Origin of the sequence: Micromonospora sp. SD12 (assembly GCF_052068495.1) — a bacterium.
In the GTDB taxonomy this organism is placed as follows: Bacteria; Actinomycetota; Actinomycetes; order Mycobacteriales; family Micromonosporaceae; genus Micromonospora; species Micromonospora echinofusca.
In genome coordinates, this window is record NZ_JBQHDF010000004.1 from 203,514 (window position 1) to 229,137 (window position 25,624).

Genomic DNA, 25,624 nt, shown 5'->3' on the forward strand with positions numbered 1-25,624 from the left:
ACACGTCCGGGCGCCGCCGGGCCGCGCCCAGCCGAGCCGCGCCAGGCCACATCCGGTGAGCGAGCCGCGTCAGGCCGCGCCCAGTCGAGTCGGGTGGCGCCGAGGAGGGCAGGCCCGGGCGGTCAGCGCAGGCCCGTCAGGACCTTCTCGTAGCGGGCGCGGTCGGCGGTGGGGGTCTTCGCCTCCAGGTAGTTGAGCACCACCGTGCCCCGCCGGAACGACTGGCCGCCCCACGTCTCGGCGATCTCGCTGGCGCTGGTCTCGTCGGGGAAGACGTAGACGGTGACCGCGTCGGTGGCGATCAGCTCGGAGCAGCCCAGGCCGAGCCCGTCCGGGCCGCACTCGACCGACCGGTCCCGAGGGTTCGGCACCTTCAGCCCGGCGGCCTTGAACGCGTCCACGACCTGCCGCGCGCCGGGCGTACCGGTCGGCCGGGCCGGCAGCTTCACGGGCGGCGGGCTGGCGGGACGGCGCTCGGTCGCACCGCCGGCGCTCGGAACCGCCGGAGCCGCCCCGGTCGGCGAGGCGGCCGGCGGGGCGGGCCGCGTCGGCGTGGCGGCGGGCGCCTCGGCCGGGCCCGACGACGCTACGGCGGCCGGGGTCGACGCCGGGGCGGCGGAGGGCGCGGCGTGCCGGTCCTCCGCGTCGTCGCCGCAGGCGGCGGTGAGGGCGGCGGCGATCACGAGCACGGCGACGGCGGGCAGGCTCCGGTTGGTCACCCCTGGCAGTCTGCCCAACCGGGTCCCGTCCCGGCAGTGGCCAGTCGGTCAGTGCCGCTGTCCCATTTCCGCCAACCCGCCCCGGTCGGCCGGCACCGGTACGATCCCGACCGGTCGACGAGGGAAGCCGAGGACGACGGGAGTGGACGCGATGACCGGGATGACCGTCCGGCCGGCGCGGGCCGGGGACCGCGCGGCGGTCGACGCGCTGCACGAACGCGAGTGGGGCGGGCCGTACGTCGTCGCCCACGACACCCGCCACGACCTGCGTACGCTGCCGACGCTGGTGGCGGCCGACGGCGCGGGCGCGGTGGTCGGGGCGCTCGCTTACCGTGCCGACGCCGACGGGCTGGAGGTCGTCAGCGTGGTTGCCGCGGCGCCCGGCGGCGGCATCGGCACGGCCCTGTTGGCGGCGGCGGCCGAGGTGGCCCGGGCCGGGGGCCGGCACCGGCTCTGGCTCGTCACGACGAACGACAACCTGCGGGCGCTGCGGTTCTACCAGCGGCGCGGGCTGCGGTTGGTGCGCGTGGACCGGGGCGCGGTGGACCGGGCCCGCCGGCTCAAGCCGAGCATCCCGGTGGTCGGCGAGGACGGCATCGGGCTGCACGACGAGCTGGTCCTGGAGCTGTTGCTCGCTGCCGGCGAAGGGGTGCCCGACGGTAGTACGGAGCACGGCGCGGACCGCGCCCCGTGGATCTCGCTGACCACCGACTACGGCCTCGCCGACGGGTTCGTCGCCGCCTGTCACGGGGTGATCGCGCGGCTGGCGCCGCAGGCCCGGGTCGTCGACGTGACCCATCTGGTCCCGCCGGCCGACGTGCGCCGGGGCGCGGCGGTGCTCGCGCAGGCCGTGCCGCACCTGCCGGAGGGGGTGCACGTGGCCGTCGTCGACCCGGGCGTGGGTACGGCCCGTCGGGGCGTCGCGCTGGCCACCCCGCGCGGGCTGCTGGTGGGGCCGGACAACGGCCTGCTGGTCGACGCCGCCGAGGCGCTGGGCGGGGTGAGCGCGGCCGTCGAGCTGACCGATCCGGCCTGGCTCGCGCCCGAGGTGTCCCGCACGTTCCACGGCCGGGACGTCTTCGCGCCGGTCGCCGCTCGGCTGGCGCTCGGCGCGCCGCTGACCCGTTTCGGCCCGGCGGTCGACCCGGGATCCCTCGTCCGGCTGCCGGCGCCGGTGCTCCGGCGGGAGGCGGACGGGTTCGCGGCCGAGGTGCTGACCGTCGACCACTTCGGCAACGTCCAGCTGGCCGCCCCGGGCGAGCTGCTGGCGCCGCTGCCGGCCCGGGTCCGGGTGGGGCCGGGCACCGGTTCCGCGCCCGGCCGGGAGGCCGTGCACGGGCGCACCTTCGGCGACGCCCCGCCGGGCGGGCTGGTGGTGCACGCCGACTCCGCCGGCCGGGTCGCCGTGGCGGTCAACGGCGGCCGGGCGGTGGACCTGCTGGCGGTGACGCCGGGCGACCTGCTGCGCATCGCGGCCGGCTGAGCAGACACGCCGCCGCCTGACCTGGCCGGGCACCGGAGCGGGCCGCCGCCGGGTGCCCGGCCGGACCAGTCCGGTCACCGCGCCGGGCCGGGCGGATTCCGCCGACCGGCCCGGCGGGCGTACGGGGTGGGGGGGTCAGCAGAGCGGCACGGTGCCGCCGTAGACCGCCGAGACGTACGCGTGGCTGACGTACTGGCCGCTGGCGAGGCGGTTCCACCGGTTGGTGGTCCGGTACGGGCCGACGACGGTCTGTCCGGTCACGTAGCACTGGATCGGCACGTTGGCGTACCGGGCGGCCAGGCCGCGCACCGCGTAGCCCGTACCGGCGCCGGTGCGGATGTTGAGCGGGCCGTCGCCCACCACGCCGCGCGGGCCGCTGCCGGTCCACAGGTACGCCACGTCCACCCAGGCGTTCGTGGTCAGCTGCAACCCGTCCCAGAAGGTGCCGTCGGCGAGGTCGACGCCGGCCGGGTTCAGCACCACCCGACCGAACTGGTCCCGCCCGCCGTTGTAGCCGGACTGGTAGGCCGCCTGTGCCTGCGGCCGGCCCTGCGGCAGGTCCTTCCAGTTCTCCCGTACCGCGCTGAGGTTCCAGTAGTCGTCGCGGGTGTTCCACGGGCCGACGTCCCAGACCGGGGCGTACTCGCAGCGGCTGCCGGTGGTGGTGCAGACCCGGACGGTGTAGTCGCCGGTGTTCGCCGGGGACAGGCCGCGCCGCGACGGCAGCGCGACGAAGTGGTCCCGCGCCACGATCGTGTGCCCGTTGGCGGTCACGTCGCCGACCAGCCCGATGCGGGTCGCGTACACCCGGTAGGTGAGGCCGGGCGTGGCGGCGGAGACGGCGGCGACGGTGTCGGCGGTGAGCCGCACGGCGCGCACCTCGGCGGTGGCGCCGGGCCGGCTCGCGGTGAGCACCACCCGGGTCTGCACGCGGGTGACCGGCCGGTCGAAGACCGTTCCGCCGGTGGCGTCGCGCCACTCGGTCCAGCCCGCCGCCCGCCACCCCCGCACCTGGGCCTCGGCGGTGCCACCGGCGGCGGTACGGGCGACGACGGTGGCGCTGACCCGGGTGGCGGGCCGGGTCAGGGTGCGCGGCGGCGCGAGGAAGATCCCCTCGGCGACCGCGCTGCGCGTTGAGCGGGCGGGCGCGGGGCGGGAGTCGGCCAGGCGGAGCCCCGCTCGGGTGTGCCGGACGTTGACGTCGTCGCCGTCGACGCGGGAGAGGTCGGCGCTCCACCGCTCGCCGTCGGCGGCGGCGGCGAGCGCGGGGCTCGGGGAGGGCAGGAGGGCGAGGGCGAGGATGACGGTCAGGGCGGTGGTACGGGCACGACGTTGGGGCAGAATCATGGGCATTCTCCTCAGAACCCCCTGATCGTGCCCTTGTGGGTAGATCGACAGGAACCTCCATACAAATGGCGACACATGCGAATTAGGCTCGGACGAGGAAGGATGGACGGGTGCCCGAAGGCGACACCGTCTGGAACACCGCCCGCGTACTGCACCGCGCCCTGGCCGGCGCCCGCCTCACCGGCAGCGACTTCCGGGTGCCGCAGCTCGCCGCCACCGACCTCACCGGCTGGACCGTGCGGGAGTCGGCCAGCCGGGGCAAGCACCTGCTGCTCCGTCTCACCGCCCCACCGAAGGCCGCGCCCCCGCCCACCGGGGCGACCTCGTCGACGAACGCGGGCGACGATGCCGGGGCGCGCTGGACGCTGCACTCACACCTGCGCATGGACGGCGCCTGGCGGGCGTACGCGCCGGGGGAACGGTGGACGGCCCGGCCGGCGCACCTGATCCGGGTGGTGCTGCGCAGCGCGCGGGCCGTCGCCGTCGGCTACCACCTGCACGACCTGGCGCTGGTGCCGACCGCCGAGGAGGAGTCCCTCGTCGGGCACCTCGGCCCCGACCTGCTCGGCGCGGACTGGGACCCGGCGGAGGCCGTACGCCGGTTGGCCGCCCACCCGGACGCCACCATCTCCGAGGCGCTGCTGGACCAGCGCAACCTGGCCGGCGTCGGCAACCTCTACAAGTGCGAGGTGCTCTTCCTGCGCGGCGTCTCGCCCTGGACCCCGGTACGCGCGGTGCCGGACCTCGCGGGCACCGTGGCGCTGGCGCGCAAGCTGCTCGCGGCCAACCGGGGCCGCTGGACGCAGAGCACCACCGGATCGCTGCACCGGGGGCAGACCAGCTACGTCTACGGCCGGCGCGCCCAGCCCTGCCGCCGGTGCGGCACGGCGATCCGCAAGGAGGAACTGGGCGAGCGGGTCACCTACTGGTGCCCGGTCTGCCAACCCGAACGCCAGGCGGACTGACGCCCGGGTCGGCGTGTCGGGCGGGACACTCCGGCGCTGCGGCGGCGAGTCGCATCCCCGCCACAGAAACGGACGATTGGGTACTTCCTAACCCCGCCGTCGAGGTCGCATGCTGCGGTTGACTCCTCACGCATCGTCAGCGACGCGCGACGGGTCCGCCACGTCGCGGTGGCGGCCGCCGCGCCCGAGACCGGGGAGAGCCATGGAGCTGTTCCGCAGACTCCGCGTCCCGTGGGCGCAGCGGGTGCCGGCCCGCCCCGACGGCGGGGCCGCCGACGGGGCCGGGGCGGGTCCCGTCCCGGCGGCCCGGCGCGCGACGGAGCCGGTCGCCGCGCCGGCCAGCCTCGATCCGGCCGCCGTCCCGCGCTACTTCGGCCCGGTGCCGAACCACGCGCGCAGCCCGCTGCCGGTCGTCGACGCCGACGGCTCCGTGGTGCCCGGCACCGGCATCCGCAAGTTCGTCGACGCGCTGCCGCGCCTCGGCACGCCCGGCCGCACCGAGCTGGGCGCCCGCCTGCCGGTGGCGGTGCCCGACACCGTCAGCTACCCGGGCTGCGACTACTACGAGATCGGCCTGGAGCAGTACGCGCAGCGGCTGCACCGGGACCTGCCGGCGACCCGGCTGCGCGGCTACCGGCAGCTCAACCTCGGCACGGACGCCCACGGGCACAACACGGTCGTGCCGGCGGGGCGGCCCTGGCACCTGGGTCCGTTCATCCTGGCCCGGCGGGGCCGGCCGGTCCGGGTCAAGTTCATCAACCAGCTGCCCACCGGCCGCTCCGGCGAGCTCTTCCTGCCGGTTGACGCGACCGTCGACGGCGCCGGTGCCGGCCCGCTCGACGGCCCGGCGCCCTACCCGCAGAACCGCGCGGTGCTGCGGCTGGCGGGCGCGCACACCGGCTGGACCAGCGCCGGCAACCCCTGGCAGTGGGTCACCCCGGCCGGTGAGATCACCCCGTACCCGACGGGGCCCGGCCTGACCCACGTGCCCGACATGCCGCCGCCCGGCGCGGGCGCCACCACGCTCTACTACCCGAACGAGCAGAGCGGGCGGCTGTGCTGGTTCCACGACAACACCGTGGGCCTGGCCCGGCTCACCGTCTACTCCGGGCAGCTCGCGCTCTACCTGCTCACGGACCCGGCCGAGGAGCGGCTCGTCGCCGACGGGGTGCTCCCCGCCGACCAGCTGCCCCTGGTGTTCGAGGACAAGACCTTCGTGCCGGAGGACGCCCAGCTCGCCGCGGAGGACCCCACGTGGGACCGGGACCGCTGGGGCTCCCGGGGCAACCTCTGGCACCCGCACGTCTACCAGCCCCGGCAGAACCCGCACCGGGCCGACGGGGCGAACCCGACCGGCCGGTGGGACTACGGCCCCTGGTCGCGTACGGCCGACGACACCGGGCAGCGGGAGCAGCCCGCCACGCCCCACCGGGCTGACCCGGTGCCGAACCCGCACCACGATCCCGTCGCCGAACCCGACGAACCGCCGCTGGCACCCGGCGTACCGCACCCCTCGGCGGTGCCCGACGCGTTCGGCGACACCGTGCTGGTCAACGGGATCGCGTACCCGTACCTGGAGGTCGAACCGAGGACGTACCGGTTCCGGATCCTCAACGCCTGCCTGGACCGGGCCCTGAACCTCCAGCTCTACCGGGCCCGCTCGGACGGGCCGATGTGGGACGCGGACGGCGCGCTGACCGACGCCGACGCCGGGGAGGTGCCGATGGTGGAGGCGGTACGCGCGCCGGACCGGCCGGCCGGCTGGCCGACGGACGGGCGCGAGGGCGGGGTCCCGGACCCGCGCGCCGCCGGCCCGCGCCTCGTCCAGATCGGCAACGAGTGCGGCCTGCTCCCCGCGCCGGTGCCGGTGCCGAACCAGCCGGTCGGCTACCGGTACGACCGGCGCGACCCGACCGTGCTCAACGTCGACGCGCACGCGCTGCTGCTCGCCCCGGGAGAGGTCGCCGACGTGCTGGTCGACTTCTCCACCGTCGCGCCCGGCGGCACGCTGATCCTCTACAACGACTGTCCCGCCCCGCTGCCCGGCTTCGACCCGCGCGCCGACCACTTCACCGGTGGCCCGGACCGCACCGCCGAGGGCGGGGCGCCGCCGACCCGCCCCGGGTACGGGCCGAACACCCGCACCCTGCTCCAGTTCCGGGTGGCGGGGACCCCGGCGCCGCCGTACGACCTGGCGCGGCTGCGCGAGCGTCTGCCCGCCGCGTACGCGGCCAGCCAGCGGCCGCCGATCGTGCCGCAGCCGGCGTACGACGCCGCCCTCGGCACCCGGACGGCGCGCGACACGGTGGTGCCGGTGCACGCCGCGACGGTCAGCTTCGTTCCGGCCGACGCTGCCGCCCCGGTGCTCCTGCCGATCGAGGTCAAGTCGGTGCAGCAGGTCTTCGAGCCGGAGCACGGCCGGCTCGTCGGCCGGCTCGGCGTCGGGCACCCGCACGCCGGACCGCTCTCCCCCACCGTCCTGCCGCTCGGGCCGAGCGACCCGGCCACCGAGGTGCTGCACGTCAGCGACCCGGCCGTCGCGGTGGGTGGGCCCACCGACGGCACCCAGATCTGGCGGATCCGCGGCAACAGCCGGCAGACCCAGCCCGTGCGGTTCACCGGCTGCGACGTGCAGGTGATCGGCCGGGTCGGCTGGGACGGCGCCACCCGGGCGCCACACCCGGCGGAGCGGGGCTGGAAGCAGGTCGTCCGGGTCGACCCGCGCGAGGACGTGATCGTCGCGCTCCGGCCGGTCGCGCCACCCCTGCCCTTCAAGATCGGCGACAGCGTACGGCTGCTCGACCCGCTCCGGCCGGCCGGCGCCCGGACCGGCTCGACCCCGGTCAGCCCGGTGGACGGGCGGCCCGCGCTGGTCGTCAACCAGCTCGTCAACCTGGGCTGGGAGTACCACTGGCACAGCCAACTCGGCGGCCACCGGGACCAGGGCATGATCCGGCCGCTGGTGCTACGGATGTCGCCCCGGGCACCGACTGGGCTGACCGCGACCCCGGCCCCCGGCTCGGCCACCGCGCTGCCGGCGATCGCGCTGACCTGGACGGGCAACGGCAGTCGCCCCCCGGCCACCAGCCACCTGCTCCAGCGGGCCACGGACGCCGCCTTCACCGACGGGCTCACGTCGATCACCGTGGCGGCCACGGCGAACCGCTACACCGACGCCACCGTCACACCCGGGGTGACCTACCACTACCGCATCCGGGCGGAGAACGCGGTGAGCTGCTCCACGTGGTCCAACAGCGTGCCGGCCTCGGTGCAGCTCGCCGCGCCGGCCGGACTGACCGCGACGATCCCGCCCGCCGCGCCGCTGCGGATCGCGCTGCGCTGGGCCAACCGTTCCTTCGCCACCGGGATCGACGTGCAGCGGGCCACCAATCCGACGTTCAGCAGCGGGCCGGGCACCACGGCCATCGGGGTCGGCGACAACCACCTCGACGCCGCCGTGGCCCCCGACACCACGTACTACTACCGGGTGCGGACCACCTACCTCGGCGCCGCCTCGGCCTGGTCGACGGTGGCCCGGGCGACCACCCCGCCGGCGCCGGGCCCGCCGACGGGGGTGACCGCCACCGCGACGGCCCCCGGGCCGGACACGGCGACGGTCATCCTCGGCTGGGCGGCGAGCACCCCGGCCGCGCCGGGCGCGGGGTTCATCGTGCAGCGGGCGCTGGACCCGGCGTTCAGCCGGGAGGTGGCGACCTTCACCGTCACCGGCCGGGGCTTCACCAACACCGGCCTGGCGCGCGGCGTCACCTACCACTACCGGATCCGGTCGTTCAACGTGGTCGGCGCCTCCCCGTTCACCGGCCCGATCCCGATAACCACGCCGCCGTGACCGGCCCGCGCCGGATCGTGAGGCGGGGCGGCGTCAGGGGGTGCGGAGCGGGGCGTTGACGGCGCGGAGTTCGGTCAGGGCCGAGGCGACGCCGTGCAGCAGGTCGGTCGCCTCGGTGAGGCGTGAGGCCGCCGGGTGCGCGGCGTCGGGGTGCGCGTCCCCGGCGACGTAGCCGGCGGCGGCCACGACCAGCCGCTCGTACGCGGTGACGCCCTCCTCCAACTGCGCGGTCAGGGCGCGGTGCGCCTCGGCCAGCGGCGGACGGGACTCGGCCGGGGCGAGCCGCAGCGTGCGCTCGACGCTGGCCACCCGGTCGGCGAGGTCGCGCAGCGACCGGTCGGCCTCGGCGGCCTCCAGCACGGCCGGCGACGCCAGCCCCGTCAGCCGCCCGGTCATCCCGGCGAGGGTGAGGGCGGCCCGGTCCAGCCGGGCCCACGGCTCGGCGGCGCTGGTGCCGCGCAGCGCCACCCGCGAGCGCACCCGCCGGACCTCGGCGAGCACCCCCGGGCCGACGGGCAGCCGCTCCACGGCGGCGACCAGCTTGGCGCGCGACCGCGCGGCGGCCTCGGCCGGATCGAGCGGCGGCGGCGCCGGCTGGGCGGCCAGCGCCCGCAGGTCGATCCAGCGCCAGGCGGCGAGCACCAGCGCGCCGCCCGCGCCGGCCGCCCACGCCGCGTCGGGCAGCCCGAGCCCGGCGTACGGGGTCAGCACGGCGGCGGCGCCGCTCAGGCCACCGGCCGTGACGCTCCACCGGCGTGCGGACCCCCGCAACCTGCTCAGGCGCCGGAAGTACCGCGTGCGCTCGTCTGCCACCTCTGCCTCCTCGACCCGGCCGCTCAGCCGGCGGCGGTGGTGTCCCCGGTGCCGCGCTCGCGGCCCATGCTGGCCCGGATCTCGTTCAGCCGGGCGGCGGCCGCCGGGTCGGCGGCCGGCGCGGCGGGCTGGGCCTGCTCCACACCCGGTCGTTCCTGTTGGGCGCCGAGCTGCTCGCCGGCCATGCTCGACCGGATCTGCTCCAGCCGGGAGGAGCCGGCCGAGTCCAGGGTCGACTTCTGGATCTCCAGCATGCGGCCCTCGACGGAGTTGCCGGCCAGCTCGGCACGGCCCATCGCCGTGGCGTAGCGCTGCTCGATGCGGTCGCGCACCTCGTCGAGCGAGGGCGTGTTGGCGGGAGCGGTCAGCGACGACATCGACTCCAGCGAGCGGGCCACGCTCTCCTGCATCTTGGCCTGCTCCAGCTGGCTGAGCAGCTTGGTGCGCTCGGCGAGCTTCTGCTGGAGGATCATCGAGTTGTTCTCGACCGCCCGGCGGGCCTGGGCGGCGGCGCCGAGCGCCTGGTCGTGCAGGGTCTTGAGGTCCTCCGTGGCCTGCTCGGCCGAGACCAGCTGGGTGGCCAGGGTCTGCGCGGACTGCTCGTAGCGGCCGGCCTCGGTCTCGTCGCCCCGGGCGCGGGCCTGGTCGGCGAGGACCAGGGCCTGGCGGGCGTTGGCCTGCAGCCGCTCGACCTCGGACATCTGACGGGACAGCTTCATCTCCAGCTGCCGCTGGTTGCCGATCACGGCGGCGGCCTGCTGCACCAGCGCCTGGTGCTGGCGCTGAGCCTCCTCGATGGCCTGCTGGATCTGCACCTTCGGATCGGCGTGCTCGTCGATCCTGGCGCCGAAGAGCGCCATCAGGTACTTCCACCCCTTGACGAACGGGTTCGCCATCTTTGCGTTGTCCCCTCAGTAGCGTCGCTCCGCCTCGACCGCGCCGGATGCTCCCGGCCGGCTCCGGCGCGGCAGTGGCTCCATCGTCCCAGCCGGACGCCACCCGGGCACCCGTACCGGCGAGCGAAGCGAGCGCCGACGCCGTCCGCGATCAAGGGTACGCGGCCCCGTCGAGGCCGACCACGTGGCGCGAGAGCGGAAGGTGGATCAGGCGGCGCAGACCACGTCGCGCTCGCTGCCCCGGACCCGGGAGCTGCGCAGGGTGGCCTTGAGCGGGGAGTCCTGACGGACCTGGACGGCGACCGTGCCGTCCGAGCTGACCTGGTGCACGCCCCGACCCGTGCTCCTGCGCACCGCGACGGGGGCGGCGGGCACGGCCGGCTCGTCCTGCACCGGCACCAGCACGCCGGGCATCTGCTCGGCGAGGGCGACCGTGTCGCTGACCTCGCGCAGCAGCTCCGACAGGCGCGCGCCGAGCGCGTCGCAGATCGCCGCCAGCAGCTCGCTGGAGGGCTCCTTCTGGCCGCGTTCGATCTCGGAGAGGTAGCCGAGGCTCACGTTGGCGGCGGAGGAGACCTCCCGCAGGGTGCGGTGCTGCCCCTGCCGGCGTGCCCGCAGTGCGTCACCGATCACGCGGCGTAGCAGGACCATTCGCACCTCCCCCTGAGGGACACCACTCTTTCACGCGGCCCGTCCGGCGCGTCGAGCCGCACCGGTCGCCGGAGCCTTCCCGCAACCGTACCCGTTGCGGGCCCTCACGACATCCCACCCCGCCCCTCGGATCCGGGGAGAACCGTCACCGGCGACCCGCGCCGGCCGCGTCGGTCCGCCCGCCGTGGGCCCCGGCCGCCCGGGTGTCGGACTCCGCCGCCGCGGCGGCGTCGGTCTCGTGGATCCGCCCGGCGAGCAGCCGCAACGCCTCGACGACCGCGGCCGAGCGGATGTGGTCGCGACCGCCGGCCAGGTCGAGCTGCCGGACCTCGGTGCCGGACGGCCCGGCCACGGCGACGTAGACCAGCCCGACCGGCTTGCCGTCCTGCGGTTCGGGACCGGCCACCCCGGTGGTCGCCAGGCCCCAGTCGGCCCCGCAGCGTCGCCGTCCGCCCTCCGCGAGGGCCACCGCCACGTCCGGGTCGACCGGCCCCCGGTCGGCCAGCAGATCCTCCGGTACGTCGGCGAGCAGCGACTTGAGTTCGGTGGCGTAGACCACCAGGCCGCCCCGGTAGATCCCGCTCACCCCGGCGATCTCGACGATCGAGGCGGCCAGCAGCCCGCCCGTGAGCGACTCGACGGTGGCGAGGGTCTCGTGCCGCTCCGAGAGGCTGTGCACCACGCCGGCCGCCGGGCTCCCGACCGGCCGTACTCCGTCCGCGTCACTGTCCATGTCCCGGGTCCTTTCCCCGCCCGGCCCGCCCTACGCATCCTCCCCGACCGGCGCGGGGGTACGCCCCCGGAGCCGTCGACATCCGGGCGTGCGGCGGCTCAGGTGGTGGGGCGGCGGAGCCGGAGGGCCTGGGCGACGTAGTCGAAGCCGGTGACCACCGTGACGCCGACGGCGGCGGCCATGATCCACGGGCCGACGGCGGCGAGCACGGCCGGCATCGGCCACAGGTACCACGTGATGGCCAGGATCTGGAGCGCAGTCTTGATCTTGCCGCCCCGGCTGGCCGCGATCACGCCGTGCCGGATCACCCAGAAGCGCAGCGCGGTGATGCCCAGCTCGCGGGCGAGGATCACGGCGGTCACCCACCAGGGCAGCTGGTCGTACCAGGAGAGCAGCAGCAGCGCCGCCCCGGTGAGGGCCTTGTCCGCGATCGGGTCGGCGACCTTGCCCACCGAGGTGACCAGGGCGAACCGGCGGGCGATCCAGCCGTCCACCAGATCGGTCGCCGATGCGACGACGAAGATCAGGCAGGCGACCATCCGCCAGCCGGCGTGGGTCATCGCCGAGGCGACCACGGACGCCCCGAAGACCGGCACCAGGACGAGGCGCAACGCGGTGAGCGCGTTGGCCGCGTTCAGCACGGGCACGCCCGCCACCACCGGCGCGGGAGTCGAGTCCGTCGCCCCGGTCACCGCCGCGCCCCGCTCCGGCCGCCGTGGCGCACCTGGCACCCCACCACGTGGCTCCCCCGCTCCGTCCGGGCCCGCCGTCACCGTGTTGCGCCGGGCGCAGCCGAGATCATCTCATCCGGGACCGCGACCAGGTCCACCCCTTCGGTGCCCGTGACCGTCGCCCGCACCAGGTCGCCCGGGCGCAGCGCGGCCAGGTCCACCCCGCCGTCCGACGGGGCCACGAGGGTGGTCGAGCCGTCGACCTCGGGGGCCTGGTGGGCCGCCCGCCCCTCGACCACGCCGTCGTCGACCGAGTCGACCAGCACCTCGACCGTGGAACCCAGGCGCTCCTCGGCGCGCTGGGAGCAGAGCTCGTCGGCGAGCGCACTGAGCCTGTCGTAGCGGCGCTTGACCGTGGCGGCGGAGACCTTGCCCGACAGCCCGGCGGCCTCGGTGCCGTCCTCGTCGCTGTAGTCGAAGACCCCGATCGCGTCCAGCCGCGCCTCGGTCAGGAACCGGACCAGCTCCTGGTAGTCGGCGCGGGTCTCGCCGGGGAAGCCGACGATGAAGTTGCTCCGCGCGCCCGCCTCCGGGGCCAGCGCGCGGGCACTCGCCAGCAGCTCCAGGAACCGGTCGGTGGAGCCGAAGCGGCGCATCCGGCGCAGCACCGGCTCGCTCGAGTGCTGGAACGACAGGTCGAAGTAGGGCGCCACGCCGGGCGTGGTGGCGATCGCCTCGACCAGGCCGGGCCGGGTCTCGGCCGGCTGGAGGTAGCTCGCCCGCACCCGGACGATGCCGTCGATCGCGGCGAGCTGGGGCAGCAGCTTCTCCAGCGCCCGGGGGTCGCCCAGGTCCTTGCCGTAGGAGGTGGAGTTCTCGCTGACCAGCACCAGCTCGCGTACGCCGGTCTTGGCCAGCCACTCCGCCTCGGCGAGCAGTTCGTCGGGCGTACGGGAGACGAAGGCGCCGCGGAAGGCGGGGATGGCGCAGAACGCGCAGCGCCGGTCGCAGCCGCTGGCGAGCTTGAGCGAGGCGACCGGGCCGGTGCCGAGCCGGTGGCGCAGCACCTGGCGCAGGTGGGCCGGGGTGTGCTCGTCGGTCTCGGTGACGCCCCGGGCCGGGGTGCCGTGACCGGGCAGCGACACCGCGCTGTCGCGCCGCGAGACGGGGGTGAGCGGCAGCAGCTCACGCCGGTCGCGCGGGGTGTGCGCGCCGATCCGCTCGCCGGCGACCACGGCGTCCAGCCGGGCGGCGATGTCCGGGTAGTCGTCGAAGCTCAGCACCGCCTGCGCCTCGGGGAGGCTGTCGGCCAGCTCGCGGCCGTACCGCTCGGCCATGCAGCCGGCGGCGACCACCTTGGCACCGGTGTCGGCGGCGGCCAGCAGGGTCTGGATGGAGTCCTGCTTCGCCTTCTCCACGAAACCGCACGTGTTGACGACCACCACGTCGGCGCCCTCGCCGTCGGTGGTCACCTGCCAGCCGTCGGCGTGCAGCCGGGCGGCCAGCTCCTCCGAGTCGACCTCGTTGCGGGCGCAGCCCAGGGTCAGCAGGGCGACCCGACGGCCGTCGGACGACGACTCCACGTCGTGGCGCGGCGTCGCCGGAGCCGTTGAGCCGGAGTCGTTGGACGACGACTCCAGGCCGCGGCGCGGCTCCAGACGCGCCGAGCTGGAGTTGTCGGAGGAGGAGGTGGCAGACACCATCCGAGGGTACCGGGCCGGCGGGCGGCGACCGTCAACGGCGGGCCGCCGCATCGACCGCCTCACACTCCCCCGCCGTCACGGCCGGCTCAGCCCACCGCCGCGCCGACCCGGACCAGCCGGTCGAGCAGGAAGACCTCCGTGCCGGCCAGGCCGGTCGAGCAGAAGACCGAGACCTGGTCCGCGTCGGTCCGGCCGGGGACCGCGCCGGCCAGCACCGCGCCCAGGTCGCGCAACCGCCCGGCGTACGCGGGCAGCGCCGCCAGCATCGGCGGGTCGTACGCGGCCGCCTGCGCGGGCGAGTCGGTCACCAGCAGGTCGGCGGCGTCCAGCAGGTCGGCGCCGAACTCGTGCCGGTCGACCTGCTTGAAGCCGACCGCGTTGACGTGGGTGCCGGGGGCCAGGTCGGCGGCGTCGAGCACCGGGGTGACGGCGGTGGTGGCGAGCACCACGACGTCGCGGTCGCGGACGGCGGCGCGGGCCGACTCCACCGCCCGCGCCGGCACGCCCAGCTCGGCGCGGACCCGGGCGGCGAACGCCTCCCGCCGGGCGACGGAGCGGCTGTGCACGGTGACCTCGCGCAGCGGGCGGACGGCTGCGGCGGCCCAGAGCTGGGTCCACGCCTGCCCGCCCGAGCCGATCACGCCCAGGGTGGCGGCGTCCGGTCGGGCCAGGGCGTCCACGGCCACCCCGCCGAGCCCGCCGGTACGCCGGGAGCCCAGCTCCTCGCCGACCGCCACCGCCCGGACCGCCCCGGTACGCCCGTCGTGCAGCACCACCACCTGCTCGCTCCCCGGGTGCCCGAACGTGTCGTACGAGCGGTAGCCGTACCACTCGCCGGTGAGGTGCCCCGCGGTGAGCACCATCCGTCCCCCGCCCAGCGGCGCGGCGGCCCGGGGCGGGGCCACCAGGCGGCCGGCGTACGCGGCGAGCACGGCGTCGCGCATCGCGGCCACCGTGGTGGGTGCGTCCAGCGCGGCGGCGACGTCGGAGTCGGCGAAGAGCAGCGGCATGATCCGATACTGCAAGTTGAAGCGAGGTTCACGTCAAGTCGTGGTGGCCCGGCTCACCCGGGCCGCCGCCCGGCCGGTGCTAACGTCGGACGTGGCGGCCACGGTCGCCCCGGACGAGTGGTGGGCGTACCCGGTCAGGCCAAGACGCCCCGCGTGTGTGTACCGACCCACTCGTCCCGGCCCGACGGTCCGGGCGCCGACGCAGAGGTGATTCCCCATGGCCTGGATCGTGCTGGTGATCTCCGGACTTCTCGAGACCGCGTGGGCGATCGCCCTCGACCGCAGCGCCGGCTTCACGCGGCTCGTCCCGTCGCTGGTCTTCGGGGTGACCCTGGTGCTCAGCATGGCCGGGCTGGCGTACGCGCTGCGCGAGATCCCGGTCGGCACCGGCTACGTCGTGTGGGTCGGCATCGGGGCGGTCGGCACCGCCCTGGTCGGCATGCTCGCGCTGAACGAGCCGGCCAGCCTGCCCCGGATCGCCTGCCTGCTGCTGGTGGTCGCCGGCGTCGTCGGCCTGAAGATCTTCCACTGACCGGCCTCTTCCGGGGCGAGGCGTGACGGAAGGCCACAGTGGGTAGAGCTGTGCCTGGCACCGGAAAGGCTCTCACCCACGGAGGCAGACAATGGCCAACATGCACTCGACCGCCCGCCCGCGCACCAACGCCGCCCGCATCTGCACGATCCTGGGCTTCGTGTTCGCGGTCCTCGCGCTCCTGCTCAACCCGCTCGTCTTCGGCGTGATCGGGCTGGTCCTGGGCATCGTCGGCGCCGTGCTCGGCGACAAGCCGCTCGGCTGGTACGCCGCCGCCGCCAACGTGGCCGCCATCGTCATCAGCCTGCTGATCATCAACGCGCTCGTCAACAACTGACCCCCGCTCCCCCGGGCGAAGACCGGGCCCGCCGGCGTGCCGGCGGGCCCGTCGCCTGTGCGCCCTGTGGGGCGGTTGCCGGGCTCAGCCTCCGGCCGGTGACGACCGGGAACGCCCCCGCGCCAGCAGCGGCCGGCCGGTCCTAGTCCTCGCCGCCGCGCAGCCCGACCAGGACCTCCTCCAGCTCGTCCGGCTTGACCAGCACGTCACGGGCCTTGGACCCCTCCGACGGGCCGACCACGCCCCGGGTCTCCATGAGGTCCATCAGCCGCCCGGCCTTGGCGAAGCCGACCCGCAGCTTGCGCTGGAGCATCGAGGTCGAGCCGAACTGCGAGGTGACCACCAGCTCGACCGCCTGCACCAGCAGGTCGAGGTCGTCGCCGATCTCCTCGTCGATCTTCTTCTTGCCGGCGTCCGGCGCGACGAGCACGTCCGGGCGGAACTCCGGCTCGCGCTGGTCCTTGCAGAACTTCACCACGTCGGCGATCTCGCGCTCGGTCACCCAGGCGCCCTGGATGCGGATCGGCTTCGAGGCGCCCATCGGCAGGAAGAGGCCGTCGCCGCGGCCCAGCAGCTTCTCCGCGCCCGGCTGGTCGAGGATGACCCGCGAGTCGGCGAGCGAGGAGGTGGCGAACGCCAGCCGCGACGGCACGTTCGCCTTGATCAGGCCGGTGACCACGTCGACCGACGGGCGCTGGGTGGCCAGCACCAGGTGGATGCCGGCCGCGCGGGCGAGCTGGGTGATCCGGACGACCGAGTCCTCCACGTCGCGGGGGGCGACCATCATCAGGTCCGCCAGCTCGTCCACGATCACCAGCAGGTACGGGTACGGGCGCATCTCCCGCTCGCTGCCCGGCGGCGCCTTGATCTCGCCGTTGCGGACCTTACGGTTGAAGTCGTCGATGTGCCGGACCCCGTTGGCGGCGAGGTCGTCGTAGCGCATGTCCATCTCGCGCACGACCCACTCCAGCGAGTCCGCCGCCTTCTTGGCGTTGGTCACGATGGGGGTGACCAGGTGCGGGATGCCCTCGTAGCCGGTCATCTCGACCCGCTTCGGATCGATCAGCAGCAGCCGCACCTCGTCCGGCGTGGCCCGGGTGAGGATGGACACCAGCAGCGAGTTCAGGCAGGACGACTTGCCCGCACCCGTCGCGCCGGCGATCAGGATGTGCGGCATCTTGGCGAGGTTGGCCACCACGTAGCCACCCTCGATGTCCTTGCCGAGCGCCACCACCATCGGGTGGTGGTCGCTGGTGGCGGCCCGCGAGCGCAGCACGTCGCCGAGCGCCACGTTCTCCGGGTCGGTGTTCGGGATCTCCACCCCGACCGCGCTCTTGCCCGGGATCGGGCTGAGGATCCGCACGTCGGGCGACTTCACCGCGTACGCGATGTTGCGGGAGAGCTGGGTGATGCGCTCGACCTTGACGCCCGGACCGAGCTCCACCTCGTAGCGGGTGACGGTCGGCCCGCGGGTGAAGCCGGTGACGGCGGCGTCCACGCCGAACTGCTCGAAGACGCCGGTGAGCGCGACGATGACCTCGTCGTTGGCCTTGCTCCGGGACTTCGGGGCCGCGCCGCTGCCGAGCATGTTGGCCGGCGGCAGCGTGTAGTCGCCCGACAGCCCGGTCAGCGCGAGCTGCTCGGCCCGGGTCGGGGCGGGAGAGTGCTCCGGCGGCTCGGCCGGCTTGCGGGTGGCCGGGACCCGGCCCGGGGGCTTGCGGGGCAGCACCAGGGTCTCCTGGAGGTCCACCCCGTCGAGGTCCTCGTCGAACTCCGCCGGGTCGAGCGGCGGTGGGGCGGCTCGCTTCGCCGGACGCTTACGGCGCGCGGGCTTGGCGGGCGCCTCGTCGGTCTCCTCCGGCCCGACGGGCGGGGCGATCCGGGTGCCGAACAGCAGACCGAGCCGCTCGGGCACCTTGTTGATGGGGGTCGCGGTGACCACCAGCAGGCCGAAGACCAGCAGCAGGATCAGCAGCGGCACGGCCACCCAGGCGGTGACCGCCCGCTCCATGAGGCTGCCGACGCCGGCGCCGACCAGGCCGCCGGCGAAGTCGCGCTGGCCCGCGTCGGCCGGTTCCTGTCCGATGTGCAGCATCGCGGCGGTGGCGACCAGCATGGACGTCCAGCCGACCAGCCCCCGGCCGCGGTGCTCGGGATCGACGGGCTCGCGCATCAGCCGCCAGGCGCCGATCATCAGCAGCACCGGCACCACGACCGAGATCGCCCCGAGGAAGAGCCGGACGGTGTCGGCCAGCCGCGCGCCGACCGGACCGGCGCCGGAGAACCAGAGGGCCACCGCGCTGAGCAGGGCGAGGCCGAAGACCAGCAGGCCCGCGCCGTCACGACGCTGCTCCGGGTCGAGCCCCCGGGCGGAGCCGGCCTGCCGGAACGCCCAGCCGACGCCGTGCGCCATCCCCATCCACAGTGCGCGGACCGCCTGCCCGACGATCGGGCCCGGGCCGGGCCGGGCCGCCGGCCGCCGCCGGGGCGCCGCCCGGCCGGCCTTCTTCGCCGGCTGACGGGCACGACTGTTCGTGGTGCCACGCGGCGACGCGCCGCGCCGCCGGCTCGCCTGAGAGGTACGGCCCGCCATAGCATCAACCTAATGGCGTGACCCGGCAGAACGCCGCCTTTCCGGGTCGTGTCCGCGTGTCGCAGCGCGGGCCCGCCGCGTCACGTGATATCTGCCTCAGAAGGGATGCCCCCATGCCGTCGCCGGAGACCGAGGACGGCCGGGACGGCCCCCTGACCGGACACCCGGGGGCGCTGGAGCCGCTGACCGGCGAGCTGATCGCCGCCGTGCTGCGCAGCCGGGGATACCACGTCGGGGCCGACGCCGACGGCGACCTGGTCGGCCGCTGGGACGACAGCCTGATCTGGTTCCTGCGCCCCGGCACCGCCGGGGAGCTGCTCCAGGTCCGCACCCTGACCGCGCCGACGTTCCCCATCGAGTACGTACCGGCGCTGCACGCCTTCTGCAACGCGTGGAACCACGACCGGCTCTGGCCGAAGGCGTTCGTGCACGTCGAGGACGACGGGCGGGCCCGAATCTGCGGCGAGGTCATCACCGACCTGGAGCGCGGCGTCACCGCGCACCAGCTCGACCAACTGCTCGACTGCGGCATCGCCACCGGCTGCCAGCTCGCCACCGAGGTGGCCCGGCTGCCCGGCGGGGTGGTGGCGTGACGGGTCAGGGCGGGGGCCTGGCCGGCCGCGGCCTCGACCCGTTCGGACTGCCCGGCTGGTGGAGCGGGCTGCGGCGCGGGGGCCTGCGGCCCGACCCCGCGCTGGCCGGCGCGCTCGCCGACGCCCGCGACACCCCAGACGGCGAGGCCCGCAGCACCGAGCTGGAGCGGATCGCCGCGCACGCCGACGCCACGGGCGACGACCGGACGGCGCTCGCGGCCCGGTTCGCGTTGATCGAGGCGTACCTCCTGCACGGGGAGCGGTGGCGGCTGGTCGAGCCGCTGCGCCGCTGCCTCGCCACCGCCCAGCGTCACCCCGAGCTGCTGGCCGGCGACCAGGCCGAGCTGCTGCGGCGCCACCGGCGCTACGCGGTCGAGGCCCTGCTCGGCTCGCCACGGGTCGGGCTGGACCAGGCCCGGGCCATGTTGGACGACCTCGCCGCGTGTGCCGCCGACGACCCGGCGGTCGTCGCCGAGCTGCGCTGCCGCATCGCCGACCACCTCGGCGACGAGCCGACCGCCCGGCGGTGCTACGAGCGCTGGGCGGCCGGGGATCCGGGACCGGTCGGCGGCTGCCCGGACTGCGCGGCGGCCCGGCGGGCGGACCTGCTCGCCGGGTGGGGCGACCATCCGGCCGCGCTGGCCGCCCTGGGGGACGTCGCCGACGGCGCGGACGGCTGCACCGAGCAACCGGAGCGGGCGCTGGCCGCCGGAATGCTGTCCTGGCTGCGGGTCGGCCAGCCGGAGCGGGCGGCCGAGGCGCACGTGCGGGCGTACCGGCGCCACCGGCGGGAGCGGGCCGCCTTCCCGCTGCTCGCCGCGCACCTGCGGTGGTGCGCGCTGGCCGGGCACCCCGCCCGGGGGCTCGACGTCCTCGCCGAGCAGTTGCCCCGGCTGGACCAGCCGCACGACGACCTGTCGGCGATGGAGTTCGCCGCCGCCGGGGCGCTGGTCTGCGCCCTCGCCGTGCAGGCGGGGCTCGGCGGCCGGACGGTGCACCGCCCCGCGTACGGGGTGCGGCCGGCCGCCGACCTGGACGTGGCCACGCTGGGCGCGACCCTGCTGGGCGTGGCCACCGCGCTGGCCGGCAGCTTCGACGCCCGCAACGGCACCGGCCACCAGTCCGGCCGGATCGCGTCCTGGCTGGCCGAGCGGCCGGCCGCCGCGCCGGTGCCCCTGCCGTCCGACGACGGCCCCGACGACGTCGACGACCCGGCCGAGGAGGCCCCGCCGCCGGACGACGAGCCCCGCCCGCTGAGCGTGGCGATGATCACCGCCGCCCTCGACCGACGCGGGGACCGCTACGAAGTGGACGACCGCGGCGGCGTGACGGGCCGGTGGGGCGAGGCGCTGATCCAGTTCCGGCGCGGCGGCGAGCGGGGCGAGATCCTCCAGGCCCGGTCCGTGGCGAGCCGCCGGCTGCCGGCCGACCGGCTCGCGGAGGCGTACGCCTTCTGCAACGCCTGGAACCACGACCGGCTGCTGCCGAAGGCGTACGTGCACGAGCAGGACGGCGAGCTGATGCTGGCCAGCCACGTCGCCACCGACCTGGCGCACGGGGTGGCCCCCGCCCAGCTCGCGGTCCTGCTCGACGCGGCCGTGCAGACCTGCGTCGCGTACGCCGACGCGGTGGCCGCCCTCCCCTGACCGGCCGGCGGCCCACGGGTGGTGTCCGAAACCCGCCGGACGATCTCCTCGCGCCCTGGTGGACTGGTGCCCATGACGACGACGCACCAGCAGCACGCCGCCCAGCTCCTGCACTCCCTGCACCGCCCCGGCACCCCGCTCGTCCTGCCCAACGCCTGGGACGTGGCCAGCGCCCGGATCGTGGCCGACTGCGGCGCGGCGGCGGTCGCCACGACCAGCGCCGGCGTCGCATGGAGCCTGGGCGCCCGGGACGGCGACGAACTGGACCGGGAGCACGCCCTGGCGGTGGTGGCCCGCGTCGCCGCCGCCGTCACCGTCCCCGTCACTGCGGACATCGAGAGCGGGTACGCCGCCGACCCGGCCGGGGTCGCCCGCACCGTGGCCGGCGTGCTGGCCGCCGGCGCGGTCGGCGTGAACATCGAGGACGCCCCCGCGGCCGGGACGTCGGCGCTACGGCCGGTCGACGAACAGTGCGCCCGGATCCGGGCGGCCCGGGACGCCGCCGACGAGGCGGGGGTGCGGCTCTTCGTCAACGCCCGCACCGACGTCTACCTGCGGGCGGTGGGCGACCCGGCGGACCGGTTGGCGGAGGCGCTGCGCCGGGCGGAGGCGTACCGGGCGGCGGGCGCGGACGGGGTCTTCGTGCCGGGCGTCGTCGACGCCGAGACCATCGGCGCGCTGGTCGCCGGGATCGACGGGCCGGTCAACGTGCTCACCGGGCCGGGTGGGCTGCCCGTCGCCACGCTGGCCGCGCTGGGGGTGGCCCGGGTCAGCCTCGGCTCGGCCGTCGCCGGGGCGGCGTACGGGCTGGTCCGGCGGGCCGCCGAGGAGGCGCTGCGCTCCGGGTCGTACGACTCGCTTGCCGGCGCGATCAGCTACGGCGAGCTGAACGCGCTGCTGGCCTGATCGGCGGAGGCCGGTCCTGTGCCCCCACGACGACGCCCGCCGGCACACGGGGTGCGGGCGGGCGTCGTCGGCGCGGGTCAGACCTCGACGACGGTGGGAACGATCATGGGTCGACGCCGGTACGCGTCGTTCACCCACCGCCCCACGGTGCGCCGGACGATCTGCTGGAGCTGGTGCGGGTCGGTGATGCCGTCGGAGGCCGCGCGGTTCAGGGCCTCGGTGACCAGCGGGATCACCGGGCTGAACGCCTCCGGGTCCTCCGAGAAGCCCTTCGCCGAGAGCGTCGGGCCACCCACCACCTTGCCGGTCACCGAGTCGACCACCACCGTGGTGGCGATGAACCCGCCGTCGCCGAGGATCCGGCGCTCGGTGAGCAGCGACTCGCTGACGTCGCCGACGGCGAGGCCGTCGACGTAGACGTAGCGGCTCTTCACGTGCCCGACCAGGCTGGCCCGGCCCTCGACGAGGTCGACGACGTCGCCGTCCTCGCAGAGCACCACCCGGTCGGGGGCGACGCCGGACTCGATGCCGAGCCGGGCGTGCGCGCGCAGGTGCCGCCACTCCCCGTGCACCGGCATCAGGTTGCTGGGACGGACCACGTTGAGCAGGTAGAGCAGCTCGCCGGCGGGCGCGTGGCCGGAGACGTGCACCTTGGCCACGTCCTTGTGCACCACCACGGCGCCGGCCCGGGCCAACCGGTTGATCACCCGGTAGACCGAGGTCTCGTTGCCGGGCACCAGCGACGAGGCCAGCACCACCGTGTCGCCGGGGGCGATGGTGATGTGCCGGTGGTCGCCGCTGGCCATCCGGCCCAGGGCGCTCATCGGCTCGCCCTGCGAGCCGGTGGACATCAGCACGATCTGCTCGGGCGGCATGTTCGTCGCCTCTTCCAGCCCGACGACCAGCCCGGCCGGGATGTTGAGCAGCCCCAGGTCGCGGGCGATGCCCATGTTGCGGACCATGGAGCGGCCGATGAGGGCGACCTTGCGGCCGTGCTCGGCGGCGGAGTCGAAGACCTGCTGCACCCGGTGCACGTGCGAGGCGAACGACGCGACGATGATCCGCCCCTTGGCCTTCGCGAAGATCGAGTCGAGCACCGGCCCGATCTCCCGCTCGGGGGTGACGAAGCCGGGGATCTCCGCGTTGGTGGAGTCCGAGAGCAGCAGGTCCACGCCCTCGGCGCCGAGCCGGGCGAACCCGGCCAGGTCGGTGATCCGGCCGTCCAGCGGGAGCTGGTCCATCTTGAAGTCGCCGGTGTGCAGCACCAGGCCGGCGGGCGTACGGATGGCCACCGCGAGCGCGTCGGGGATCGAGTGGTTGACCGCGAAGAACTCGCACTCGAACGGACCGAGCCGCTCCCGGCCCCCCTCCCGCACGGTCAGCGTGTAGGGCTGGATCCGCCGCTCGGCCAGCTTCGCCTCGACCAGGGCGAGGGTGAACTGGGAGCCGACCAGCGGGATGTCGGGCTTGTGCGCGAGCAGGTACGGCACCGCGCCGATGTGGTCCTCGTGGCCGTGGGTCAGCACGATCGCCTGGACGTCGTCGAGCCGGTCCAGGATCGGACCGAAGTCGGGCAGGATCAGGTCGACCCCGGGCTGCTCCACGTCGGGGAAGAGCACCCCGCAGTCGACCACCAGCAGCTTGCCGTCGTACTCGAAGACGGTCATGTTGCGACCGATGGCGCCGAGCCCGCCGAGCGGGATGATCCGCAGCCCACCCTCCGGCAGCGGCGGGGGCAGTTCCGTCTCGAAGTGCGCCTCGGTCACGCGTCCACCTCATTCTGGGACGCCGTCACTCGGCGTCCGTCGTGTCGTTCGGTCATTCGGGCAGTTCCAGGCCCGCCGCCGCGCTGTCGGCGCGGAGCTGGGCGATCTCGTCGTCGGTCGCGTCCACCAGCGGCGAACGCACCGGTCCGGCGGGCTTGCCGGCGGCCGCCAGGCCCGCCTTCACCAGGATCACGCCCTGGGTACGGAAGATGCCGGTGTACAGCGGCAGCAGCCGCCGGTGCAGGCTCAGCGCGGTGGCGGTGTCCCCCGCGTCGTACGCCTCGATCATCTGCTTGGTGAGCGCGCCGGTGAAGTGGGTCGAGGTGCCGACCACGCCGACGCCGCCCACGGCCAGCGCGGGCAGGGTGAGCGAGTCCTCGCCGCTGTAGAAGGCGAGGTTCGTCCGGCTGGTCACCCAGCTCGTGGCGGTCAGGTCGCCCTTGGCGTCCTTGACCGCGACGACCCGGGGGTGCTCGGCCAGGCGCACCATCGTCTCGGTGGCGATCGGCACGCCCGCCCGGTGCGGGATGTCGTAGAGCATCACCGGCAGGCCGGTGGCGTCCGCGACGGCGGTGAAGTGCCGCAGCAGGCCGCTCTGCGGCGGCTTGTTGTAGTAGGGGGTGACCACGAGCAGGCCGTGGGCGCCGGCCTTCTCGGCGGCCACGGAGAGCTCGATGGTGTGCCGGGTGTCGTTGGTGCCGACCCCGGCCACGACCTTGGCGCGGTCACCGACGGCCTCCACGACGGTCCGGATGAGCTGTTCCTTCTCCGCCTCGGTGGTGGTCGGCGACTCGCCGGTGGTGCCGTTGACCACCAGCGCGTCGTTGCCCTGCTCGTCGACCAGGTAGCTGGCGAGCTGCGCGGCGCCGTCGAGGTCGAGCGAGCCGTCGGCGGTGAACGGGGTCACCATGGCCGTGAGCACTCGCCCGAAGGGGCGGGACACCGCCCGGGCGGGCGTGTCAGGGTGGTCGTGCGTCATGCCACCAACCTAGCGGACGACCACCGGCGCCCCGCCGGGGAAGGCCTCAGGACAGCTCGGCGTGCGGGCTCGCCGCGACCTCGGTGCCGTCGGGCAGAGCCGAGATGACGAAGTCGGCGAAGACGTTCGGGGCGACGCCCTGGAGCTGCCGCAGGCACTCCACCGCCAGCTCACGGATCTCCACGTCGGCGTGCTCCGTCGCACGCATGGCGATGAAGTGCCGCCAGGCCCGGTAGTTGCCGGTGACCACGATGCGGGTCTCGGTGGCGTTGGGCAGCACGGCGCGGGCCGCCTGGCGGGCCTGCTTGCGCCGCAGCGTGGCGTTCTCCACGTCGGCGAAGCGCCGCTCCAGCCCCTCCAACAGCTCGTTGTACGCGCGCACGCTCGCCTCGGCGGCCTCCACGAACTTCTTGTGCAGCTCCGGATCGTCGGCGATCACCGAGGGCTCGACCATGGCGGCGTCGCGCTCCGGCACGTACCGCTGCGAGAGCTGCGAGTACGAGAAGTGCCGGTGCCGAATCAGCTCGTGGGTGAAGGAGCGGGACACCCCGCTGAAGTAGAAGCTGACCGAGCCGTGCTCCAGCACGCTCAGGTGCCCCACCTCGAGGATGTGCGCGAGGTAGCCGGCGTTGGTGGCGGTGGCGGGGTTGGGCTTCTTCCAGCTCTGGTAGCAGGCCCGGCCGGCGAACTCCGCGAGCGCCTGGCCGCCCTCGGCGTCGGTCGACCACGGCACCTCGTCGGGGGCCTCGAAGTGGGTCCACGCGATGAGCTTGACCTGGGGCTGCACCATCTCCGGCATTCCTGGGACTGTAGCGGCGGCGCCCCGGGCCGCCCAAGCCAGGCTCGCCGGGTGCAATGTCGGTCACCGGCGGACGGACGGCACCGACGGGCGGATCACGGTCGACCGGCCGGGTGAGCGGGGTGGCGGCAGGGTTCGTACGTGCCCTTTCGAGCTGAGTCGTCTACGACATCACGCGCGTCGGCGCTCGAACCCGACGCGGGCGGCCGGCGGCACGACGGGAGGGACCCACGCGGACAGCCGGCGGCGGGACCCCACGCAGGCGGCCGGGCGGAGGACCTCGCGCCGGCGGGACGCGCACCGGTCGCCCGCGCACACGCCGCCTGCGCGACCGGCGTGGCTGCCCACGACGTACGCCGGACGGGCGCACCGCCGCCGGGATGCCGGACGGGGTCCATCGCCCGTGGCCCCACGGGGAGGGCGGGTCGCGGCTGCTGATGTCGTAGACGATTCAGCTCGAAAGGGCGCGTGCGGCGATCGGTCACCGGGCGGACGGACGGCACCGGCGGCCGGATCACGGTAGCCCGGCGGAGTGGGCGGGGCGAGCGGGGTGGCGGCAGGTTCGTAGGCGCGACCGGCCGGCGAAGGCGCGGACGTCGGGCCCAGCGCCACCGCCGGCCGGCAGGCGTGGA

The 25,624-nt window shown here is 75.4% G+C and carries 21 protein-coding genes, 1 pseudogene and 1 riboswitch; of the genes and pseudogenes, 9 read left to right on the forward strand and 13 right to left on the reverse strand.

Annotated features, from left to right (window positions below):
• Positions 1–122 precede the first annotated feature (122 nt).
• A complete protein-coding gene (locus ACTMS2_RS10830; protein WP_441175287.1) occupies positions 123–719 on the reverse strand; it encodes a hypothetical protein in 597 nt (198 codons plus the stop codon).
• Positions 720–879: 160 nt separating this feature from the next.
• Here ACTMS2_RS10830 and ACTMS2_RS10835 point away from each other — a divergent pair.
• Both ACTMS2_RS10835 and ACTMS2_RS10840 read left to right on the forward strand, forming a co-directional pair.
• Positions 880–1,218 (forward strand): annotated as a pseudogene (locus ACTMS2_RS10835) (GNAT family N-acetyltransferase); the annotation flags it as partial.
• A 150-nt stretch (positions 1,219–1,368) separates the two neighbouring features.
• Complete coding sequence (locus ACTMS2_RS10840) at positions 1,369–2,202, forward strand: SAM hydrolase/SAM-dependent halogenase family protein (protein WP_441175485.1); 834 nt, start codon at positions 1,369–1,371, stop codon at positions 2,200–2,202.
• A 135-nt stretch (positions 2,203–2,337) separates the two neighbouring features.
• Here the strand turns inward: ACTMS2_RS10840 and ACTMS2_RS10845 are convergent, their stop codons facing one another.
• The gene (locus ACTMS2_RS10845) at positions 2,338–3,549 is read right to left on the reverse strand and encodes a hypothetical protein (RefSeq protein ID WP_441175288.1); all 1,212 of its coding nucleotides are present in this window, start codon (positions 3,547–3,549) and stop codon (positions 2,338–2,340) included.
• Between the two features lie 110 nt (positions 3,550–3,659).
• Between ACTMS2_RS10845 and ACTMS2_RS10850 the strand changes: the two genes are divergently transcribed.
• Together ACTMS2_RS10850 and ACTMS2_RS10855 are read left to right on the forward strand one after the other, a co-directional pair.
• Positions 3,660–4,514 (forward strand): zinc finger domain-containing protein, encoded by an 855-nt coding sequence (locus tag ACTMS2_RS10850; protein ID WP_441175289.1) that lies wholly within the window; start codon positions 3,660–3,662, stop codon positions 4,512–4,514.
• Positions 4,515–4,716: 202 nt separating this feature from the next.
• Positions 4,717–8,364: a hypothetical protein gene (locus ACTMS2_RS10855; protein WP_441175290.1), complete on the forward strand. Its 3,648-nt coding sequence runs from the start codon at positions 4,717–4,719 to the stop codon at positions 8,362–8,364.
• Between the two features lie 33 nt (positions 8,365–8,397).
• Here ACTMS2_RS10855 and pspM read toward each other — a convergent pair whose 3' ends face one another.
• The 7 genes from pspM to ACTMS2_RS10890 all read right to left on the reverse strand — a co-directional run bounded on the left by pspM (position 8,398) and on the right by ACTMS2_RS10890 (position 14,841).
• On the reverse strand, positions 8,398–9,177 hold the full coding sequence (gene pspM, locus ACTMS2_RS10860; RefSeq protein ID WP_089001459.1) for a phage shock envelope stress response protein PspM: 780 nt from the start codon (positions 9,175–9,177) through the stop codon (positions 8,398–8,400).
• Between the two features lie 23 nt (positions 9,178–9,200).
• Positions 9,201–10,073, reverse strand: coding sequence for a PspA/IM30 family protein (locus ACTMS2_RS10865; RefSeq protein WP_441175291.1), 873 nt, complete (start codon positions 10,071–10,073; stop codon positions 9,201–9,203).
• Between the two features lie 207 nt (positions 10,074–10,280).
• Positions 10,281–10,724 carry a helix-turn-helix domain-containing protein gene (locus ACTMS2_RS10870; protein ID WP_089001461.1) on the reverse strand — a complete coding sequence of 148 codons (444 nt, stop codon included), beginning with the start codon at positions 10,722–10,724 and terminating at the stop codon, positions 10,281–10,283.
• A 145-nt stretch (positions 10,725–10,869) separates the two neighbouring features.
• Positions 10,870–11,457, reverse strand: coding sequence for a CinA family protein (locus tag ACTMS2_RS10875; RefSeq protein ID WP_441175292.1), 588 nt, complete (start codon positions 11,455–11,457; stop codon positions 10,870–10,872).
• A gap of 98 nt (positions 11,458–11,555) precedes the next feature.
• Positions 11,556–12,149: a CDP-diacylglycerol--glycerol-3-phosphate 3-phosphatidyltransferase gene (gene pgsA / locus ACTMS2_RS10880; RefSeq protein WP_441175293.1), complete on the reverse strand. Its 594-nt coding sequence runs from the start codon at positions 12,147–12,149 to the stop codon at positions 11,556–11,558.
• Between the two features lie 77 nt (positions 12,150–12,226).
• A complete protein-coding gene (gene rimO, locus ACTMS2_RS10885; RefSeq protein WP_441175486.1) occupies positions 12,227–13,711 on the reverse strand; it encodes a 30S ribosomal protein S12 methylthiotransferase RimO in 1,485 nt (494 codons plus the stop codon).
• 206 nt (positions 13,712–13,917) lie between these two features.
• On the reverse strand, positions 13,918–14,841 hold the full coding sequence (locus tag ACTMS2_RS10890; protein ID WP_441175294.1) for an ornithine cyclodeaminase family protein: 924 nt from the start codon (positions 14,839–14,841) through the stop codon (positions 13,918–13,920).
• Positions 14,842–14,930: 89 nt separating this feature from the next.
• A riboswitch (guanidine-III (ykkC-III) riboswitch) is annotated at positions 14,931–14,995 on the forward strand.
• Positions 14,996–15,058: 63 nt separating this feature from the next.
• Here ACTMS2_RS10890 and ACTMS2_RS10895 point away from each other — a divergent pair.
• Positions 15,059–15,373 carry a DMT family transporter gene (locus tag ACTMS2_RS10895; protein ID WP_101414654.1) on the forward strand — a complete coding sequence of 105 codons (315 nt, stop codon included), beginning with the start codon at positions 15,059–15,061 and terminating at the stop codon, positions 15,371–15,373.
• 91 nt (positions 15,374–15,464) lie between these two features.
• Positions 15,465–15,710, forward strand: coding sequence for a hypothetical protein (locus ACTMS2_RS10900; RefSeq protein ID WP_121396024.1), 246 nt, complete (start codon positions 15,465–15,467; stop codon positions 15,708–15,710).
• A 142-nt stretch (positions 15,711–15,852) separates the two neighbouring features.
• On the opposite strand, the gene ACTMS2_RS10905 is transcribed toward ACTMS2_RS10900, so the two are convergent.
• A complete protein-coding gene (locus ACTMS2_RS10905) occupies positions 15,853–18,303 on the reverse strand; it encodes a DNA translocase FtsK 4TM domain-containing protein (RefSeq protein WP_441175295.1) in 2,451 nt (816 codons plus the stop codon).
• 113 nt (positions 18,304–18,416) lie between these two features.
• Between ACTMS2_RS10905 and ACTMS2_RS10910 the strand changes: the two genes are divergently transcribed.
• The 3 genes from ACTMS2_RS10910 to ACTMS2_RS10920 all read left to right on the forward strand — a co-directional run bounded on the left by ACTMS2_RS10910 (position 18,417) and on the right by ACTMS2_RS10920 (position 21,448).
• Positions 18,417–18,896, forward strand: coding sequence for a YbjN domain-containing protein (locus tag ACTMS2_RS10910; RefSeq protein ID WP_089001469.1), 480 nt, complete (start codon positions 18,417–18,419; stop codon positions 18,894–18,896).
• Positions 18,893–20,542 (forward strand): YbjN domain-containing protein, encoded by a 1,650-nt coding sequence (locus ACTMS2_RS10915; protein ID WP_441175296.1) that lies wholly within the window; start codon positions 18,893–18,895, stop codon positions 20,540–20,542. The genes ACTMS2_RS10910 and ACTMS2_RS10915 overlap by 4 nt, the downstream gene beginning before the upstream one ends.
• Before the next feature lie 72 nt (positions 20,543–20,614).
• On the forward strand, positions 20,615–21,448 hold the full coding sequence (locus ACTMS2_RS10920) for an isocitrate lyase/PEP mutase family protein (protein WP_441175297.1): 834 nt from the start codon (positions 20,615–20,617) through the stop codon (positions 21,446–21,448).
• 77 nt (positions 21,449–21,525) lie between these two features.
• Here ACTMS2_RS10920 and ACTMS2_RS10925 read toward each other — a convergent pair whose 3' ends face one another.
• Genes ACTMS2_RS10925 through thyX form a run of 3 tightly spaced genes read right to left on the reverse strand, consistent with a single transcriptional unit; the run spans position 21,526 to position 24,983 of the window.
• On the reverse strand, positions 21,526–23,214 hold the full coding sequence (locus ACTMS2_RS10925; protein ID WP_089001472.1) for a ribonuclease J: 1,689 nt from the start codon (positions 23,212–23,214) through the stop codon (positions 21,526–21,528).
• Positions 23,215–23,266: 52 nt separating this feature from the next.
• A complete protein-coding gene (gene dapA, locus ACTMS2_RS10930) occupies positions 23,267–24,193 on the reverse strand; it encodes a 4-hydroxy-tetrahydrodipicolinate synthase (RefSeq protein WP_441175298.1) in 927 nt (308 codons plus the stop codon).
• A gap of 46 nt (positions 24,194–24,239) precedes the next feature.
• Positions 24,240–24,983, reverse strand: coding sequence for an FAD-dependent thymidylate synthase (thyX, locus tag ACTMS2_RS10935; protein WP_357872338.1), 744 nt, complete (start codon positions 24,981–24,983; stop codon positions 24,240–24,242).
• Between the last annotated feature and the right edge of the window lie 641 nt (positions 24,984–25,624).